The 16,431-nt window shown below is 65.3% G+C and carries 21 protein-coding genes and 1 riboswitch; of the genes, 12 read left to right on the forward strand and 9 right to left on the reverse strand.

Annotated elements, in window-relative coordinates; all coding sequences use genetic code 11:
- Positions 1-69: 69 nt before the first annotated feature.
- Positions 70-753: an OmpW/AlkL family protein gene (locus RT582_RS16370; protein ID WP_014821587.1), complete on the reverse strand. Its 684-nt coding sequence runs from the start codon at positions 751-753 to the stop codon at positions 70-72.
- A 184-nt stretch (positions 754-937) separates the two neighbouring features.
- Here RT582_RS16370 and RT582_RS16375 point away from each other — a divergent pair, with 184 nt between their 5' ends.
- Genes RT582_RS16375 through RT582_RS16400 form a run of 6 tightly spaced genes read left to right on the forward strand, consistent with a single transcriptional unit; the run spans position 938 to position 5,835 of the window.
- On the forward strand, positions 938-1,723 hold the full coding sequence (locus RT582_RS16375) for a DUF3450 domain-containing protein (protein WP_104097996.1): 786 nt from the start codon (positions 938-940) through the stop codon (positions 1,721-1,723).
- Complete coding sequence (locus tag RT582_RS16380) at positions 1,720-3,066, forward strand: MotA/TolQ/ExbB proton channel family protein (RefSeq protein ID WP_313478522.1); 1,347 nt, start codon at positions 1,720-1,722, stop codon at positions 3,064-3,066. The genes RT582_RS16375 and RT582_RS16380 overlap by 4 nt, the downstream gene beginning before the upstream one ends.
- Positions 3,059-3,604, forward strand: coding sequence for a MotA/TolQ/ExbB proton channel family protein (locus tag RT582_RS16385; RefSeq protein ID WP_014821584.1), 546 nt, complete (start codon positions 3,059-3,061; stop codon positions 3,602-3,604). Before RT582_RS16380 ends, RT582_RS16385 begins: the two co-directional genes overlap by 8 nt.
- Positions 3,605-3,615: 11 nt before the next feature.
- On the forward strand, positions 3,616-4,029 hold the full coding sequence (locus RT582_RS16390; protein ID WP_023444691.1) for an ExbD/TolR family protein: 414 nt from the start codon (positions 3,616-3,618) through the stop codon (positions 4,027-4,029).
- Entirely contained in the window at positions 4,029-4,742 is a 714-nt protein-coding gene (locus RT582_RS16395; RefSeq protein WP_014821583.1) for an energy transducer TonB, read from the forward strand. The genes RT582_RS16390 and RT582_RS16395 overlap by 1 nt, the downstream gene beginning before the upstream one ends.
- 1 nt (position 4,743) lies before the next feature.
- Complete coding sequence (locus RT582_RS16400; protein WP_313478526.1) at positions 4,744-5,835, forward strand: tetratricopeptide repeat protein; 1,092 nt, start codon at positions 4,744-4,746, stop codon at positions 5,833-5,835.
- Between the two features lie 43 nt (positions 5,836-5,878).
- On the opposite strand, the gene RT582_RS16405 is transcribed toward RT582_RS16400, so the two are convergent.
- Genes RT582_RS16405 through RT582_RS16420 form a run of 4 tightly spaced genes read right to left on the reverse strand, consistent with a single transcriptional unit; the run spans position 5,879 to position 9,023 of the window.
- The gene (locus RT582_RS16405) at positions 5,879-6,391 is read right to left on the reverse strand and encodes a DUF3299 domain-containing protein (RefSeq protein WP_014821581.1); all 513 of its coding nucleotides are present in this window, start codon (positions 6,389-6,391) and stop codon (positions 5,879-5,881) included.
- 8 nt (positions 6,392-6,399) lie between these two features.
- Positions 6,400-7,665 (reverse strand): ABC transporter permease, encoded by a 1,266-nt coding sequence (locus tag RT582_RS16410; RefSeq protein ID WP_278378408.1) that lies wholly within the window; start codon positions 7,663-7,665, stop codon positions 6,400-6,402.
- A gap of 3 nt (positions 7,666-7,668) precedes the next feature.
- Complete coding sequence (locus RT582_RS16415) at positions 7,669-8,376, reverse strand: ABC transporter ATP-binding protein (protein WP_313478529.1); 708 nt, start codon at positions 8,374-8,376, stop codon at positions 7,669-7,671.
- A 17-nt stretch (positions 8,377-8,393) separates the two neighbouring features.
- On the reverse strand, positions 8,394-9,023 hold the full coding sequence (locus tag RT582_RS16420) for a DUF2796 domain-containing protein (RefSeq protein ID WP_313478531.1): 630 nt from the start codon (positions 9,021-9,023) through the stop codon (positions 8,394-8,396).
- A 95-nt stretch (positions 9,024-9,118) separates the two neighbouring features.
- Between RT582_RS16420 and RT582_RS16425 the strand changes: the two genes are divergently transcribed.
- Positions 9,119-9,469 (forward strand): hypothetical protein, encoded by a 351-nt coding sequence (locus RT582_RS16425; RefSeq protein WP_014821577.1) that lies wholly within the window; start codon positions 9,119-9,121, stop codon positions 9,467-9,469.
- Between the two features lie 25 nt (positions 9,470-9,494).
- Here RT582_RS16425 and trxA read toward each other — a convergent pair whose 3' ends face one another.
- Entirely contained in the window at positions 9,495-10,364 is an 870-nt protein-coding gene (gene trxA / locus RT582_RS16430) for a thioredoxin (RefSeq protein ID WP_313478532.1), read from the reverse strand.
- 205 nt (positions 10,365-10,569) lie between these two features.
- On the opposite strand from trxA, the gene yedE reads away from it, so the two are divergent.
- The gene (yedE, locus tag RT582_RS16435) at positions 10,570-11,796 is read left to right on the forward strand and encodes a selenium metabolism membrane protein YedE/FdhT (RefSeq protein WP_313478534.1); all 1,227 of its coding nucleotides are present in this window, start codon (positions 10,570-10,572) and stop codon (positions 11,794-11,796) included.
- Positions 11,765-12,004, forward strand: coding sequence for a sulfurtransferase-like selenium metabolism protein YedF (yedF, locus tag RT582_RS16440; protein WP_023444682.1), 240 nt, complete (start codon positions 11,765-11,767; stop codon positions 12,002-12,004). The genes yedE and yedF overlap by 32 nt, the downstream gene beginning before the upstream one ends.
- Positions 12,005-12,035: 31 nt before the next feature.
- Here the strand turns inward: yedF and thpR are convergent, their stop codons facing one another.
- From thpR to RT582_RS16455, 3 genes are all read right to left on the reverse strand, one after another.
- Complete coding sequence (gene thpR, locus RT582_RS16445) at positions 12,036-12,554, reverse strand: RNA 2',3'-cyclic phosphodiesterase (protein WP_125877771.1); 519 nt, start codon at positions 12,552-12,554, stop codon at positions 12,036-12,038.
- Between the two features lie 72 nt (positions 12,555-12,626).
- Positions 12,627-13,283 carry a class I SAM-dependent methyltransferase gene (locus RT582_RS16450; protein WP_125862591.1) on the reverse strand — a complete coding sequence of 219 codons (657 nt, stop codon included), beginning with the start codon at positions 13,281-13,283 and terminating at the stop codon, positions 12,627-12,629.
- Positions 13,280-13,705, reverse strand: a complete 426-nt coding sequence (locus tag RT582_RS16455) for a YbaY family lipoprotein (protein WP_023444679.1) — start codon at positions 13,703-13,705, stop codon at positions 13,280-13,282. Before RT582_RS16455 ends, RT582_RS16450 begins: the two co-directional genes overlap by 4 nt.
- Before the next feature lie 112 nt (positions 13,706-13,817).
- Here RT582_RS16455 and nrdR point away from each other — a divergent pair, with 112 nt between their 5' ends.
- The 3 genes from nrdR to RT582_RS16470 all read left to right on the forward strand — a co-directional run bounded on the left by nrdR (position 13,818) and on the right by RT582_RS16470 (position 16,431).
- On the forward strand, positions 13,818-14,285 hold the full coding sequence (gene nrdR / locus RT582_RS16460) for a transcriptional regulator NrdR (RefSeq protein ID WP_003281766.1): 468 nt from the start codon (positions 13,818-13,820) through the stop codon (positions 14,283-14,285).
- Complete coding sequence (ribD, locus tag RT582_RS16465; protein WP_313478541.1) at positions 14,282-15,382, forward strand: bifunctional diaminohydroxyphosphoribosylaminopyrimidine deaminase/5-amino-6-(5-phosphoribosylamino)uracil reductase RibD; 1,101 nt, start codon at positions 14,282-14,284, stop codon at positions 15,380-15,382. Before nrdR ends, ribD begins: the two co-directional genes overlap by 4 nt.
- A gap of 127 nt (positions 15,383-15,509) precedes the next feature.
- Positions 15,510-15,648, forward strand: a riboswitch (FMN riboswitch).
- Positions 15,649-15,768: 120 nt separating this feature from the next.
- A complete protein-coding gene (locus RT582_RS16470) occupies positions 15,769-16,431 on the forward strand; it encodes a riboflavin synthase (protein WP_014821569.1) in 663 nt (220 codons plus the stop codon).

Raw genomic sequence — 16,431 nt, forward strand, 5'->3', positions numbered from 1 at the left:
AAACTCTGAAAGCACAAAAGGCGCCCTAGGCGCCTTTTGTCTGTCTGCGATCCGGCTGGGCCGGTTACGTCAGAACTTGTAGCCGAGACCGACCATGTAGACGAAGGGGTCGACGTCTACGTCGACTTTGACTTTGTCGCCAGCCAAGTAAGTGGTGCCGGTCGTGTCGATGTCGATATAGCGAAGCTGAGCGTTCAGCATGATGTTGTCGGTCAGCATATAGTCCATGCCAACTTGAGCGGCCAGGCCCCAAGAGTCCTTCATGTCCAGTCCGCTAAAACCTTTGTCTTCGGCGCTGCTGCTCAGTTCGGTGTCGAAGAACCAAGTGTAGTTGATGCCGGCACCGACATAAGGCTGGAACGCTGAGGTCTTGTCCAGCGGGTAGTAGATAACGCTGAGGGTCGGCGGCAGGTGCTTGAGGCTGCCCAGCTTGCCGTTCAGGCCTGCATATGGTCCTGGCATTCCCTTCACGCCAACGTCGTGACTGAAAGGAGTTGCGGCCAACAGTTCAATACCCACCTTGTCGGTGACCATGTAGGCGAAGTTCAGGCCCAGCTGAGTATTGCTGTCCAGCGTAGCTTTGGAGCCAGCGACGTCGCCGAGAACGGCATGGTTGATGTCACTGCTATCTTCGTGCGGATCAACGGTAATAGCACCAGCGCGAACGATGATGTCCCCGGCTTCGAAAGCCTGGGCGAAGGGTGCGGCCAGCGCCAGGGCCAGCGCGGAAGCGGTGAACAGGGTCTTGCGCATGATGATGCTCCGTTTGTTGGAATGCGATTGGGCGCCATGGTAGGTGCTGAGCGCTGGGGCTTTTTGATCCAGCTCAATGAAAAACGCCGCCTCGACTGCGACGAAACGCCCGGGTTGCTTTGCGTCAACTCACAGATGATAATGTTTCTCTTTTGAGTTAACGACCGTCTGCAAGGACCCTTCAATGCCTTCCTTCTTTCCCCGCCTGCTGGCGGTTGCCGTGCTGCCGTGCTGTTTTCAGCTTTATGCCGGGTCGCTGTCCGCGGCACCGCTGGATGCTGCGCTGGATGAGAGTGAGCGCTTGTCTGCGGAGGCGAAGGCCTCGCAAGCGCGGATCGACCAGCTCGACGACGCCACTCGCGAGATGCTCAACGAGTACCGCAGTGCTTTGCAGCAGACCGAAGCGCTGAAGGCCTACAACAAGCAGTTGCAGGAGCTGACCGCAGCGCAGAGCAAGGAACTTGTGGGCTTTCAGCGCCAGCTGGACAGCATCGAGCGCACCCAGGAAGCCGTTACGCCGCAGATGAGCCGTATGGTCGAGGTGCTGGGGGAATTCATCGCAGCCGATCTGCCGTTCCTCCCCGATGAGCGTGCCGACCGTCTGGCCGGCCTGCAGGACCTACTGCCACGCGCCGACGTCAGCCTGGCGGAAAAGTACCGGCGCATCCTCGAGGCCTATCAGATCGAAAGCGATTACGGCCGCACGCTGGAAGCCTGGCGTGGCGAGCTGCCGGGCGACGCGGAGTCACGCAGCGTCGAATTCCTGCGGCTCGGTCGAGTGATGCTCTATTACCAGACTCTCGATGCTCACGAGAGCGGCTGGTGGAATCCGCAGACTCGCGCCTGGGAAGTGCTCGACGGCAGCGCCCGCCGACCGCTTACGCAGGCCATCGCCATCGCCCGTCAGCAACAGGCTCCGGCCTACCTGCAATTGCCCGTGAAGACCCTGGCCGAGGAGGCCGCGCAATGAGCCGTCTGTTTTCCCTCCTTCTTGTCGCGCTGTTGCCCCTCACGGCTCATTCGGCAGAACCGCTCAGTCCCGACCAGCTGCTCGAGCGCATTCGCAGCGACCGTGCCGCCGAGGTCAGCGCCATGCAGGCCCGCGAGCAGGCCTTCGTTCGTGATCGTGGCGAGCAGCAGCAACTGCTTTCCCGTGCCCGTGCCGCACTGGCCGAGCAGAAGGCCGAGGCCGAACGCCTGAAGGCCGACTTCGATCGCCAGGAGGCCGAGCTGGCCGAGCAGGAAAAACTCCTGGCGCAGCGTGTTGGTCATCTGGGTGAGCTGTTCGGCGTCGTGCGCCAGAGTGCAGGTGACATCGCTGGCCAGTGGCAGGACAGTCTGCTCAACGCCCAGTATCCCGAGCGCCTGACCCAGCTGCGCAGCCTGGCGGAAAGCCGCGCGCTGCCGTCGGCCGATGACCTCGATGCGTTCTGGATGACCCTGCTGGAAGACCTGGCGGCCAGCGGCCGCGTCGAGCGCGTACAGCTGCCGGTGGTGGGCACCGATGGCGCGCGCAGCGAGCAGCCGGTACTGCGGGTCGGCAGCTTCTCCGCATTCACCGACGAGGCCTTCCTGGGCTACGACGCCGATGCCGGCGAGCTGCTGGTACCGACACGCCAGCCGTCCGGTCAGGGTTTGATCGAAGACTATCTGAGCAGCTCCGATGCGCTGGCTACATTGCCGGTGGATCCGAGCCGCGGCACGCTGATCGCCCAGCTGCAACGCCAGCCGGACCTGTGGGATCGCGTCAAGCAAGGCGGTCTGGTCGGTGGCGTCATTCTGGTGCTCGGTGCCGTCGGCCTGCTGCTGGCGATCTGGCGCATGGTGTATCTGGGTGGCGTCGGTCGCAAGGTGGGCAGCCAGATGCGCGAGCTGAACCAGCCGCGCGACGACAATCCGCTCGGCCGCATCATCGGCGTGCTGGGGCCGAAGCCCCAGTTGTCCGATCTTGAGACGCTGGAGCTCAAGCTGGACGAGGCGATCCTCCAGGAGACCCCGCCGCTGGAGCGCGGTCAGCCGCTGCTCAAGCTGCTGGCGGCCGTTGCTCCGCTGCTCGGCCTGCTGGGTACCGTGACCGGCATGATCATCACTTTCCAGGCCATCACCCAGAGCGGTGGCGGCGACTCGCGGCTGATGGCCGACGGCATCTCCCAGGCGCTGGTAACCACGGTGCTGGGCCTGGTGGTGGCGATTCCGCTGCTGTTCCTGCACAGCCTGCTGGCCAGCCGTAGCAAGGCGCTGATCCAGTTGCTGGAGCAGCAGAGCGCCGGCCTCATCGCGCTGCACCTGTCGGGGGCGCCACGCCGTGACTGATCTGCGCGCTCACTGGCTGGGTCTGATCGACAGCGGTCACGCGCTGCTCGATTTCATGGCTGCCGGCGGCGTGGTGATGTGGGCGCTGGCCGGCCTGTGCGTGCTGTATTGGACACTGGTCTTCGAGCGCCTCTGGTTCATGCGGCGGGTCTTCCCGCACTGGGTCGAATCGCGTCGGCAGGCCTGGGCGCAGATGGCCGATGAGCCTGGTAGCTGGCAGCGTGCGGTGCGTTCGGCCTGGCTGGCGCAGGCTCAGCAGCAGTTGTCCGGACCGCTACGGCTGAGCAAGACCCTGGTGGCGATGTATCCGCTGCTTGGCTTGCTCGGTACGGTCAGCGGCATGATCGCGGTTTTCGACGTGCTGGCGCTCAGTGGCTCCGGCAACCCACGCGGCATGGCCGCGGGTGTCTGGCAGGCGACCCTGCCGACCATGGCCGGCATGGTGCTGGCCATCACAGGATTGTTCAGTCTGGCGCGCCTAGAGCGAATCGCGCGCCAGTCTCTCGACCGGCTGGCTGACCAGCTGCGTCACGACTGAGGATTAGCGGGATGCGTATGCGCCGTCATCATTACCAGCAGGAAGAAGATACCGGCATCGATCTCACGCCGATGCTCGATGTGGTCTTCATCATGCTGATCTTCTTCATCGTCACCAGCTCCTTCATCAAGGAATCCGGTGTCGAAGTCCAGCGCCCGCAGGCGGACACCGCCAGCACCCAGGACAAGGGCAATATTCTCATCGCCGTCACGGCCGATGGCCAGGTCTGGATCGACAAGCAGGTGGTCGACGTACGCAGTGTGCGGGCGCATGTCGAGCGGCTGCGCGTCGATCAGCCGGAGGGCGCGGTGGTCGTCCAGGCTGACCAGGATGCGCGCACCGGCCTGGTGGTGCAGGTCATGGACCAGGCGCGTCAGGCCGGCGTGCAAGACGTTGCGCTGGCCGCCAGCACGGGGTCGCGCTGATGCAACCGCGGCTGGTCCGTTTCAGTCTGGCCTTCATCGCCGCCTGTGTGGTGGCGTTGCTGCTGTTCGCCCTGATGCTGAGCATGGTCAATCCCCCGCGCAGCAAGATTGAGGAAGATCCATTGGCGATTGCCAATTTCGTGCGCATGGATGGGCGCAACGAGGACACCGCCACGCGCTCACGTCAGCAGGCGCCACAGCCACCGCAGCCGAAGACGCCACAACCGCCGACGCCACCGACGCCGAACATGGCGACCCCAGACGCCAATCTGCCCAAGCTCGACCTCGACCTGCCGAACATCGATGCAGGCGTATCGGTCGCCACCGCTCCGGCACCCAGTCTGTCCGGCCTGACGGCGGCACAGAGTGCCCCGGCCGCGGCGCCAGCGCCGGCCAGTGCGGCAGTCGAAGCGGCGGGCAAGCCCGGCGGCCCGGAGCAGGAAGTGATGCCGCTCAATGATGTACGTCCGGAGTATCCCTACCGTGCGCGGCAACAGGGCATCGAAGGGCATATCAAACTGGCGTTCACCATCAACCCGCAGGGACGGGTGGAGAACATCCGCGTGCTGGAAGCCTCGCCTCGTAACGTGTTCGACCGCGAGGCCCGGCGCGCGGCGGCCCGCTGGCGTTTCGCGCCGCGTACCGAAAATGGTGCGCCGGTATCCCGTGAAGCCGTGAAAACCCTGCACTTCCGCCTGCAAGGAGAACGCTGAGATGCTGCGTTTGCTGCTCGTGCTGTCGCTTTTTCTCTCCGCTTCGGCCCAGGCCGCCCAGGCCATCGACCCCGCGGTGTTCATGGCGCTCGAGCGAGCGCAGACCGCGCAGAGCAAGGGCGACTATGCCACTGCGCGTAAGGCGCTGGAGGGCGTCAGCGCCAAGGCCGGTAGCGGTGAAGAGGCGTTGCTCTGGCGCAGTCGCGGCTATCTGGCCTGGGCCGAAGGCAATAATCGCCAGGCGCTGGAATGGCTGGACAAGGCAGTGGCCAGCGGCAAGCTGGACGAAGAGCTGCTGGCCGGCGAGCGGATGAACCTTGCGCGGCTGAACCTGGTCGAGGGTCGCTACGCCAAGGTGGTCAGCCTGCTGGGATCGGCCAATCAGGGCAACGAAGAAGTGCTGCAGATGCTGGTGCAGGCTTACCAGGGCCTCGGTCAGCATGCCAAGGCGCTGCCGCTGGCCGAGCGTTATGTGCAGGCGAACCCGAAGGCGGGTGATACCTGGCTGCAGTTCCTGGTTGCCGGCAACGCCGAGCTGAAGCGCTATCAGGCTTCCGAACGCTGGCAACAAAAGCTGCTGCTGCGCCACTCCGATCAGGTCAAGGCCTGGCGGCAGCTGGCCGGTCTGCAGCAGATGGCGGGCGCTGAAGATCGCGCGCTGGCGACGCTGCGCACTGCGCACGCGAAGGGCTTGCGCTTCAGTGAGGCGGAGCTGGACAACCTAGTCGCTCTCGCTAGTGCCGCTGGGCAGCCATGGCAAGGCGCCAAACTGCTCGAAGGGATGCTGGCGTCACGCTTGCTGCCGAGCAATGCCAGTCGCCAGGAGCGCATGGGCATGCTCTGGTGGCAGGCCCGCGAGCGCACCGAGGCCGCGAAGATCTATCGCCAGCTGGCGACTCAGACCGGCAGCGCGAAGTTCTGGATGAATGTGGCGCAGCTCGAGCTGGAACAGGCTCGTTGGCAGGCCGGGCTTGACGCGTTGAAGCAGGCCGAGCGGGCCGGCGCCGAACGTCGTCGCGTGCGCGAATGGCGCGAGTGGGCGGAAGGTGAACTCAGTTTCGAGCGTGAGAAGCAGATCGCCAGCGCGCACTGACCGCTGGCAGAAGCGTAATCGCCACCGCGTTGCCGGATGGCGATTACTGCAATTCGTAGGGATAGATTTTCTGTGCCTGCATGCGATAACCAGCCTCTGCCAGCTCGCTGCTGGCGTGTTCCACCCTCAGCGGTCCCTCGATCCAGAACGGTTCATATAGCGCTTCCACCCGCACGCCCAGCTCGCTGGTGGCATGCACGATCTGGTTGGATGGCGGCGGGGGCACGTGAATGCAGGCGCCGAAGTAGGGCACCAGCAGGAATTCGATGACGCGCCCTTCCTCGGTCATGTCCAGCGGCACGATATACCCCGGCAACTTCACCATCTGCCCATCGAGCGCTTCGACCACTGGCGCGGCCGGCGACTGTTGTGCGGCAGCCGGCCCGGCCTCGGCAGCCAGCGCATCGGCCAGCTGCGACATGTCATGCATGGCCATTGGCGGCGGTGGTGGCGGCGCGCCCTCGGGAATCAGCTCCGACCACTGTAGATCGCGGACGTCATCGGCATGCGCAGAGACCGCACAGGCCAGTAGCAGAGCAAGCAGCAGGCGCGACATCGGGTTCCTCACAGTCGAATCGACAGGCCATCGGCCAGCGATTGGCGATAGGCCCGCCAGGCCGGCACGCTGCCCATCAGCAGTGCCGCCAGCAGGATAGCGCCGAGCAGTCCCCACTCATAGGCGCTCGGCCAGGCCAGCGGCAGATAAAGGCCGTAGAGGCTCTGCAGCGGCGACTGCGCGATGGCGATGCCGATATACAGCAGCGCCAGCCCCAGCAGCGTGCCCGCGAGGGCGAGGCCGAACGCCTCGATGATCAACAGCGCGGCGATATGCCAGGGGCGAGCACCCACCGAGCGCAGGATCGCCATCTCCCGGCGTCGCTCGTTGAGGCTGGTGAGGATCGCCGTGAGCATGCCGATCAGGCCGGTCAGCACGACGAACAGCGAGACCACGAACAGCGCCTTCTCGGCCGTGCCCATCAGGCTCCAGAGCTCCTGAAGGGCGACGCCGGGCAGGATCGCCAGCAGCGGCTCGCTGCGGTACTGGTTGATTTCCCGTTGCAGGGTGAAGGTGGCGACCTTGCTGTTCAGACCGAGCAGGACCGCAGTGATCTGCTGCGGCTGGAGATCGAGTGCCCGCGCTTGCTCGGCGTCGATACGCGCGGCGCCGCGGGCTGGCATGCCGTTCTGCCAGTCGACATGCAGCGCTTCCATGCCGGCCAGGCTGATGTGCAGGGTACGGTCGACCGGCGTGCCGGTGCGCTGCAGCACGCCGACCACGCGGAACGGTTTGTCATCGTGCTGTACAAGGCTGACACGCGCTACGCCATGGGCGAGGACGATGCTGTCGTCGAGTTTGTAGCCCAGTGCACTCGCCACTTCCGCGCCAAGCACGACCTCGAACGGGTCGCTTTCGAAGGCGCGGCCTTCGGCCAGTTGCAGCGGCTGTTTGCGGCCGTAGCGGTAATGCTCGAAATAGGCCGTGTTGGTGCCCATTACGCGATAGCCACGATGGGAGTCGCCCAGGGAAATCGGAATCGCCCAAGCGACCCGCGGGTGTTCGGCGAAGCGCTGGTAGCTGTCCCAACGGATGTTGTTGGTCGCATTGCCGATGCGGAAGACCGAGTACAGCAACAGATTGACCGAGCCGGAGCGCGCACCGACCACCAGATCGGTGCCGCTAATGGTGCTGGCGAAGCTGGCGCGGGTTTCGTTGCGCACCCGTTCGACGGCGAGCAGCAGGCACACCGAGAGGGCGATGGCGAACACGGTCAGCAGGGCGGTGAAGCGCCGATTGTTCAGGCTCGCCAGGGCCAGACGCAGGAGATACATCGCTCAGCACTCCACTGCGCGCGTCGCGCGATTGAGCTCGGCCAGCGACAAGTTGCGGTCGAACAGTGGCGCCAGGCTCTGGTCATGGCTGACGAACAGCAGGCTCGCGCCGGCTGCGCGGCACTCGGAGAACAGCAGCTGCAGAAAGACTTCGCGGCTATCCGCATCCAGCGCCGAGGTCGGCTCGTCGGCGATGACCAGCTCCGGCTGGCCGATCAGTGCGCGGGCAGCGGCGACGCGTTGCTGCTGGCCGATGGAGAGCGCATCGGCACGACGCTCGAACATCCCCGGGGGCAGTCCCAGATGCTCCAGCAGGCTCGCCGCCGCGGCATCCGTACTGCTGTGGCGCTTGCGCGCACGTTCGGCACGCAGCGGCGAAAAATGGCAGGGCAGGCCGACGTTCTCGCGTACCGAAAGAAAAGGCAGCAGGTTGAACTGCTGGAAGATGTAGCCGGTGTGATCGACGCGGAAGCGGTCACGGGCACCGGCCGACAGGCTGCCGAGGTCGCGGTCGAGCAGGCGGATACTGCCGCGGCCGGCCTTTTGCACACCGCCGATCAGGCCGAGCAGGGTGGTCTTGCCGCTGCCCGACGGGCCCTTGAGAAACAGGCTTTCGCCGCGTTCGAGGCGAAACGTGGGAATGTCCAGCAGCTCGGCCTGGCGGGGCCAGGCGAAGCCGAGGTTGTCGATTGCGAGGATTGGAGCGCTCATCGGGGTCCAGTGCTGGTTCAGAAGGGCAACTGCGCGCGGGCCGGAGTCAGTTCCGTGCCCTGCTGGCCGCTCGGGCCGATCAGTTGTACCTGAATCTTTTCCGTGCCGGGAAAGCTTTCGAACAGCCGTGTGAGATCCAGTGCGCGCAGCGCCTCTGGGTTGCTGCAGGCGAGTTGGTAGTGCGCTTCGATATCGCTGTGGCCACCGGCTTCGTGGTCGTCGTGGTCGTGCTTATCCTCCTGCTTGTGTTCATGATCATCGCCGCGCTGATAGCCCGCATGGGCCGAGCCGAGCAGTTCGCCGGCAAACTGCTGCTCACTGACGCTGCAACCTGCCGCCGCCGGGAGGCCGAACAGGGCCAGAGGTTGTTCCAGTTGCGAGCGTACGCTGGCGATCTTCGCCTCATCTGCTGCGCTGGCAGCAGCGTGCTCGAAACCGAGCAGGTTCATCGCCGGGCTGATCAGCTCCAGCTCCAGCTGATTGCCATCCAGTGCCGCATTCAGGCGCGCCGCGCCATGCTCATGCGCACCCAGGCTGGTGGCGCCTTCGTGTTCATGGTGATGATCGTCTTCATGTGCTTGGCTGTAGCTCAGGGGCAGCAGAAGCATAGGCACGGCAAAAAGTAGGTGGCGCATGGTCGGCTCCATCGAAAGGGGTTCGTTACGTTATAACAACTTTGCCGTGCGGCTGGCCAGTCCGCTGCCTTCATGTGAGGATGAACGCATAGCTCTGGAGGGACAGCATGATTCGAATCCGCGGACGCATAGGAGATTGGCCGGTCGATCTGGAAATCGAGCTGGACGCCCAGGACTGGATGAACCTGACCCGTAGCGTCGGCACCGATGAGGCTGCGGCGGGCGGCGTCCCGGCGCCTGCGACGCCACCTGGCGATGCCCTGTGGCACAGCGCGCGGGAGCGACTGCGCTGCGCCGGCAAACTGGACGGCCCGGAATTGCTCGCCGAACTGGAAGCGCTCGCCGGCAATGCGCTGCTGGCCAAGCGGCTGCTGGTGCGCTTGCGTCACTGTGACGAGGTGAAGGTCGAGCACGGCGCCGACTCGGCTTGCTATCACTGGGTCGGCGCGCCTTCCTGATGGCGCGCCGGAGGTTTGCCCGCGATCAGTAGATCGCCTGATAAAGCTTGCGGCGGTACAGCGTCACCAGCGGGTGGTCATTACCCAGCAGATCGAAAACCTGTAGCAGCGTCTTGTGCGGCTGCCCATCGGCGTACCCGCGGTTTCGCACGAACAGCTTGAGCAGGCCGTCGAGCGCCGCCTCGTATTGCTGGCGAGCCAGTTGCTGGATGGCCAGCTGATACGCCGCTTCATCGTCCTCGCCATTCTGCGCCAGGCGACTCTTCAGGTTGGCGACTTCCGGCAGGTCGTTGGCCTGGCGCAGAAACGTCAGCTGAGCACGGGCGCCGGCCAGAGCCTGCTTGTGCTCATCGCCTTTTACCGCGTTGAGCACCGTTTCCGCTTCGCCCAGTTCTCCGCGCTCGGCCAAGCAGCGGGCATAAAGAATCAGCCCGGCAGCGTTCTCGTTGTCTTCACTCAGCAGCTGCTGCAGCTGCGCCTCGGCCTCGGCGAAACGGCCTTCGGCGAAGGCGGCCTGCGCGCTTTCCAGCAGGTTGCCCTGCGGCGTCGCCGGAGCCTGCACGTGGGGCTCGAGCATCGCGCGAATCGCCGATTCGGGCTGCGCACCGGCGAAACCGTCCACTGGCTGACCATCCTTGAACAACACCACGGTCGGCAGGCTGCGGATGCCGAAACGGGCGACGACTTCCTGCTCGATGTCACAGTTGACCTTGGCCAGCAGCAGCTCACCCTGATACTCCTCGGCGATCTTCGCCAGTAGCGGCATCAGAGCCTTGCACGGCGCGCACCATTCGGCCCAGAAGTCGACCAGTACCGGCTTGTGAAACGAGTTCTCGAGCACCAGCTGTTCGAAGCTGGCGGTGGTGACATCGAAGATATAGGGCGTCTGGCTCATCGGGATTCTCGTGGGCACGAATGACAGGAAAGGCGTGCATGGTATGTGGGGGCGCCCGCCACGGGAAGCAAGGGCTCGCATGCCCGCGGTCATTGGTCTATGGTTGCGCCCGTCGGATGGCACGGCTCTTTGCCGGCTCATCGTGGCGCAACCCTTTTCCTAGACCGGTGCGGCGTTTGCAGTCGCGCGTCATAAGGAGCTTCACATGTCCGTTCTCTCCGACTTCCGGGAGCGCTACCTCGTGCGCTTCTGGTCGCCGCTGCCCGCGCTTGTCGCGCTGGGCGTCGCTTCCGCTTACTACTTCGCCATCACTGGCACCTTCTGGGCCGTCACCGGCGAGTTCACTCGCTGGGGTGGGCACGTCATTTCCTGGTTCGGCTACGCACCCGAGGAGTGGAGCTACTTCAAGCTGATCGGCCTTGCCGGCACGCCGTTTGATCGCATCGACGGCGTGATGATCATCGGCATGTTGCTTGGCGCATTGTGTGCGGCGTTGTGGGCAAACAACGTCAGCCTGCGCTGGCCGACCAGCAAGCGCCGCTTGTTGCAGGGGCTGATCGGTGGGGTAGTCGCCGGCTTCGGCGCGCGCCTGGCAATGGGTTGCAACCTGGCGGCTTTCTTCACCGGCATTCCGATGTTCTCGCTGCACGCCTGGGCGTTCATGTTGGCCACCGTGGGTGGAGCCTGGATTGGCGTGAAGATCTGCCTGTTGCCCTGGTTGCGCACGCCGCTGAAGGTCGGCAGCCAGGCCAGTTCGCTGTTCGGCGATGCGGAAGGCACGCGGCGGCGGGCCGCGGTGCAGGCCCGGATCGGCACGGCGGTCGCGGTTCTTGCGGTCGCCTTCGCTGCCTGGCGTTTCGATGCCTCGCTGGTGCTGGGCGTGGCGGTGCTGTTCGGACTCCTGTTCGGCGGGCTGATCGAGCGAGCACAGATCTGCTTTACCAGTGCCGCGCGCGACCTCTGGACCACCGGCCGAACCCGCGCTGCCTACGGCATCCTGCTGGGCATGGCTGTGGCCTGCGTCGGTACTTTCGGTGCCATCGCGCTAGGGGCAAGCCCGAAGATTTTCTGGATGGGGCCGAACGCAATCATCGGTGGCGTGCTGTTTGGTATCGGTATCGTCGTTGCCGGCGGCTGCGAAACCGGCTGGATGTATCGCGCCATGGAAGGGCAGGTGCATTTCTGGGTGGTCGGCGTCGGTAACGTTATCGGCGGTACTCTGGTGGCGGTCTACTGGGACGAACTCGGCACCTCGCTGGCACTGCCCTATCCGAAGATCAATCTGCTGGAGAGCTTTGGCCCGGCCAGTGGCTTGCTGCTGACCTTCGCCGGCCTGGCCGTCGCCATGTTACTGGTGCACCTCAATGCACGTCGTTTCCAATCGAAAAGGAGCCCTGCCCGTGAGCCAGGCCAAACCGAATCTCTCGCTTGATCTGCGTGGCGAGCATTGCCCGTACAACGCCATCGCTACGCTGGAAACCCTGGAAACCATGCAGCCGGGGCAGCTGCTCGAGGTGGTAACCGATTGTTCGCAGTCGGTGCATGGCATCCCCGAGGACGCCAAGGCCAAGGGCTACAACTGCCTGGCAGTGGAACAGCACGGCCCGCTGTTTCGTTTTCTGATCGAAGTGCCGCGTTGAGAGACTGCGCCATGGCGGCCTTGAAGGGTTGTTATGGCAGAAGTGGCCAGCTGCCCAGCTCGTCGTAGCGCACGCCGTCCGCCGTATTGACTGAACGGTAGAGCACGAAGCGATCGACGTGCCAGGTGAAGTCTGGCGCCGATTGCTGCGCTCGGCTCCGGGCCTGGCGGCTCAGCGTCAGGTGCGGTAGGAATGGCCGGCAGTCGAGCACGACGCCAAGCGCTGCCAGCCGTTCGCTCAGTGCTTCGACCAGCTGCAGCAGCGCGGGCGGTGTACTGGCGAGCTGCAGGCAGATGAAACCTTTGCCAATGGTGCTCAGGCGGTCGAGAGACAGGCTGAAAGCTTCGGCGTGCACGGTCGCAGCCATCTGCAGCAGCGCGTCGAGGTGTTCTCTCGGTTGTGCGCCAAGAAAGGCCAGGGTCAGGTGCAGGTTGTCGCGCGGCACCGCTCGGCCATCGATCGCCTGGTCGTCCCGCCACGCGCAGATCGCAGCCGCCTGCTCGGGCGGGCAGGGCAGGGCAAAGAACAGGCGCAGGGTGTCGTCGATCATGGCGGGTCCCTAGTCGCAGCGGCACAGATTGGTGGAAAGCGCTTCGCGGTTTTTCACCCTGGCTCAGACTCTTCAGCTCCTTGCAGCGTGATAGAGGCTCACGTGCCTGAACTCCGCAGGCTCTGCCAGATCCGGCCAGGTGCAGGCATCCAGCACGTCCAGGCGCCGGTACAGCGGGTGGGCGAAATCGCGCACGCGGGAGTCGGCCACTAGCGCTTCGCGTCCACGACTGAGGAAGTGATCCAGCAGCGGCAGATTGGCGCGGTCGTAGAGCACATCGGCGACGATGATCAGGTCGTAGCGATCCGCCTCGCCGAAGAAGTCCTGCGAATAGCGTAGCTCGACCTCATTCAGCGCGGCGTTGGCCTGGCAGGCGGCGAGTGCCAGCGGGTCCAGGTCGCAGGCCACCACTTCGGCAGCGCCCGCCTTGGCCGCGGCGATGGCGGCGACGCCCGAGCCCGCGCCGAAATCCAGCACGCGCTTACCGCGCACCCACTCGGGGTTTTCGGCCAGCCAGCGCGCCAGCACGAGGCCGCTGGCCCAGCAGAAGCTCCAGTACGGCGGGTCTTCGAGAATTCGGCGGGTTTCCTCGGGGCTGAAGGCGCGATCCATGTTGGCGGCGTCGATCAGCCAGAGTCGCAGATCGGTGCCCGGCAGCGGCTCGGCAACCAGGCGTGCGTCGCCCAGCAGATCGTTCAATGCCGCTTGTAAGGGTGCCGGTGCCGTCACGGCGCCGGGACCAGCTGCAGCGGGCCGAGCGCCTGGCTGGCGGGGCTGGCAATGCTGCGCGATGGCAGGCGCATGATCAGCTGTCCCGCTCGCGTGACACGGCCGCGCAGCTCCACGCGCTGGCCCGGACGGAAAGTGTCCGGGTTGAACTGCAGGATGAATGGCAATTCGCTGCCGCGGCCCTTGAGCTGCACGTTGCTCAGCAGGCGGTCCGGCTGGTCGCGGCGATCGACTTCCAGCAAGGCGAGTTCGACGTCGCTGCCCGCCGGTGCGCCGATCAGGCTGCCGCTCAGTTCGTTGAGCAATTTGGAGTGCGGGGCAGTGCTCAGCTCGACCGGCGCGGTCGGCGGCTCGCTGGGTTGGCTGCTGCAGCCGGCGAGCAAGGTCAGGAAGGCAGGGAGAACGAAAAAACGTGGCGGCACGGACAGCCTCCTGAACGATGATTGCGGGTTGTATAGCAGCAAAGCCGTCGCCTTGTCTTGCGGGTCGGATGCGCTACCATGGCCGTCCCGACGTACGACCGATTTCAGCCCCATGCATTGTCCCTTCTGTGCCGCCAACGATACCAAGGTCATCGACTCCCGCCTGGTTGCCGAGGGCGATCAGGTGCGCCGTCGCCGCGAGTGTCTGGCCTGTGGCGAGCGTTTCACCACCTTCGAAACCGCCGAGCTGGTGATGCCGCGCCTGATCAAGTCCGACGGCAGCCGCCAGCCGTTCGACGAGCAGAAACTGCGCGCCGGCATGCAGCGTGCGCTGGAAAAGCGTCCGGTCAGCGTCGAGCGTCTCGAAGCGGCCATCGCTCATATCAAGCATCAGCTGCGCGCCACCGGCGAGCGCGAAATCAAGTCGCGGGTGCTCGGCGAGCTGGTGATGGCCGAGCTGCAGAAGCTCGACGAGGTCGCCTATATCCGCTTTGCCTCGGTCTACCGCCGCTTCCAGGACCTCAACGAATTCCGCGAGGAGATCGAGCGGCTGTCCCGCGAGCCCGCGAAGCCCGAATGACTACCGATCACGCTTGGATGGCCCGCGCGCTGCAGCTGGCGCGCAAGGGGCTGTATTCGACCCATCCGAACCCTCGGGTCGGTTGCGTCATCGTCGCTGATGGCGAGCTGGTCGGTGAGGGCTGGCACCTACGTGCCGGCGAGCCGCATGCCGAGGTCCATGCGCTGCGCCAGGCCGGCGAGCGCGCCCGCGGTGCCACCGCGTACGTCACCCTCGAACCCTGCAGCCATTACGGGCGTACGCCGCCCTGTGCCGAAGCGCTGGTCAGGGCTGGCGTTGGACGCGTGGTGGCGGCCGTGCAGGACCCCAATCCGCAGGTCGCCGGGAACGGTCTGGCGCTGCTGCGCAGCGCCGGCATCGAGGTCGCCAGCGGCGTGCTGGAAGCCGAGGCGCGCGAGCTCAACTGCGGCTTTATCAAACGTATGGAAAGCGGCCTGCCGTTCGTTCGTGCCAAGCTGGCGATGAGCCTGGACGGGCGCACCGCGATGGCCAGCGGCGAGAGCCAGTGGATCACCGGCCCGGCCGCGCGCGCCGAGGTGCAGCGCCTGCGCGCCCGTTCCAGCGTGGTACTGACCGGCGCCGATACGGTGCTGATGGACGCCGCGCGGCTGACCGTGCGTGGCGCCGAGCTGGGGCTGGACGCGGAAACCACCGCGCTGGCGATGCAGCGTCAGCCGCTGCGGGTGCTGGTCGATGGGCAGCTGCGCGTGCCGCTGGATGCGCCGTTCTTTCAGGCAGGTCCGGCGCTGGTCGCCACCACTGTCGCTGGCCATGAGGGTGCGTTCGCTGCTGCGGGGCATGAGTTGCTGGTGTTGGGCCAGGAGCGGGTCGATCTAACTGCATTGTTGCGTGAGCTGGGCGCGCGTGGTGCCAACGAGGTGCTGGTCGAAGCCGGCCCGCGGCTGGTCGGCGCCTTCGCCGGTCTTGGTTTGATCGACGAATACCAGATATTCATGGCCGCCAAGTTTCTCGGCTCCTCGGCGCGGCCGTTGCTGGAGCTACCGCTTGAGCGCATGAGCGAGGCGCGCGAGCTGAAGATCGTCGACATCCGGGCGGTGGGCGACGACTGGAAGTTCGTGGCGCGCCCGGCCAACTGATCGGCAACCCGTGTCGGCTGCGTCCGCCGATAGCCTACGTCTTGCACCCTCATAGCTGCTATCGGGCGATATCGGGCTGCCCCGCGCCGCTATTTGTGTTAAAAACGCTGCCGGGCCGCGAGCGGCCCAACGTTCTCAGGGCGGGGTGCGATTCCCCACCGGCGGTAATGGCCACGGCCTAGCCCGCGAGCGCTTGCCCAGGCAAGGTCAGCAGACCCGGTGTGATTCCGGGGCCGACGGTATAGTCCGGATGAGAGAGAGCGGGATATCCCGATGGACGCCGTCCGTGCGCCCGTCATGCATCCCTATCGATCCGTAGCGCCCTGTTTTTCAAAAACAGGAGTTCGTCGTATGCAGCGTTTTACCCGCCTTCCTCGGGAGGCCACATGTTCACCGGAATAATCGAAGCCATCGGCAGCATCCGTGCGCTCACGCCCAAAGGCGGCGACGTCCGCGTGCTGGTCGAAACCGGCAAGCTGGATCTGGGCGACGTCAAACTGGGCGACAGCATCGCGGTCAACGGCGTCTGCCTGACGGCGGTGGAGCTGCCGGGCAACGGCTTCTGGGCCGACGTCAGCCGCGAAACCCTGGCGCGCACCGCCTTTATCGACCTCAAGGCCGGCAGTCGGGTCAATCTGGAAAAGGCCCTGACGCCTACCAGCCGCCTTGGTGGCCATCTGGTCAGCGGTCACGTCGACGGCGTCGGCGAGGTCGTGGCGCGTGAAGATAACGCCCGCGCCGTACAGTTCCGCATCCGCGCGCCACGCGAGCTGGCCAAGTACATCGCGCTCAAGGGCTCGATCACCGTCGATGGCACCAGCCTCACGGTCAATGCGGTCAATGGCGCCGAATTCGAGCTGACCATCGTGCCGCACACCCTCGGCGAAACCATCATGGCCGACTACCGCCCCGGGCGGCAGGTGAACCTGGAAGTCGACCTGCTGGCGCGTTACCTGGAGCGCCTGATGATGGGCGACAAGGCCGCCGAACCCAAGGCCTCGGGGCTCACCGAAGGTTTTCTCGCCGAGCACGGCTACCTGAAGAATTGA

The sequence above is a fragment of the Stutzerimonas kunmingensis genome, assembly GCF_032106285.1.
GTDB lineage: Bacteria > Pseudomonadota > Gammaproteobacteria > Pseudomonadales > Pseudomonadaceae > Stutzerimonas > Stutzerimonas kunmingensis_B.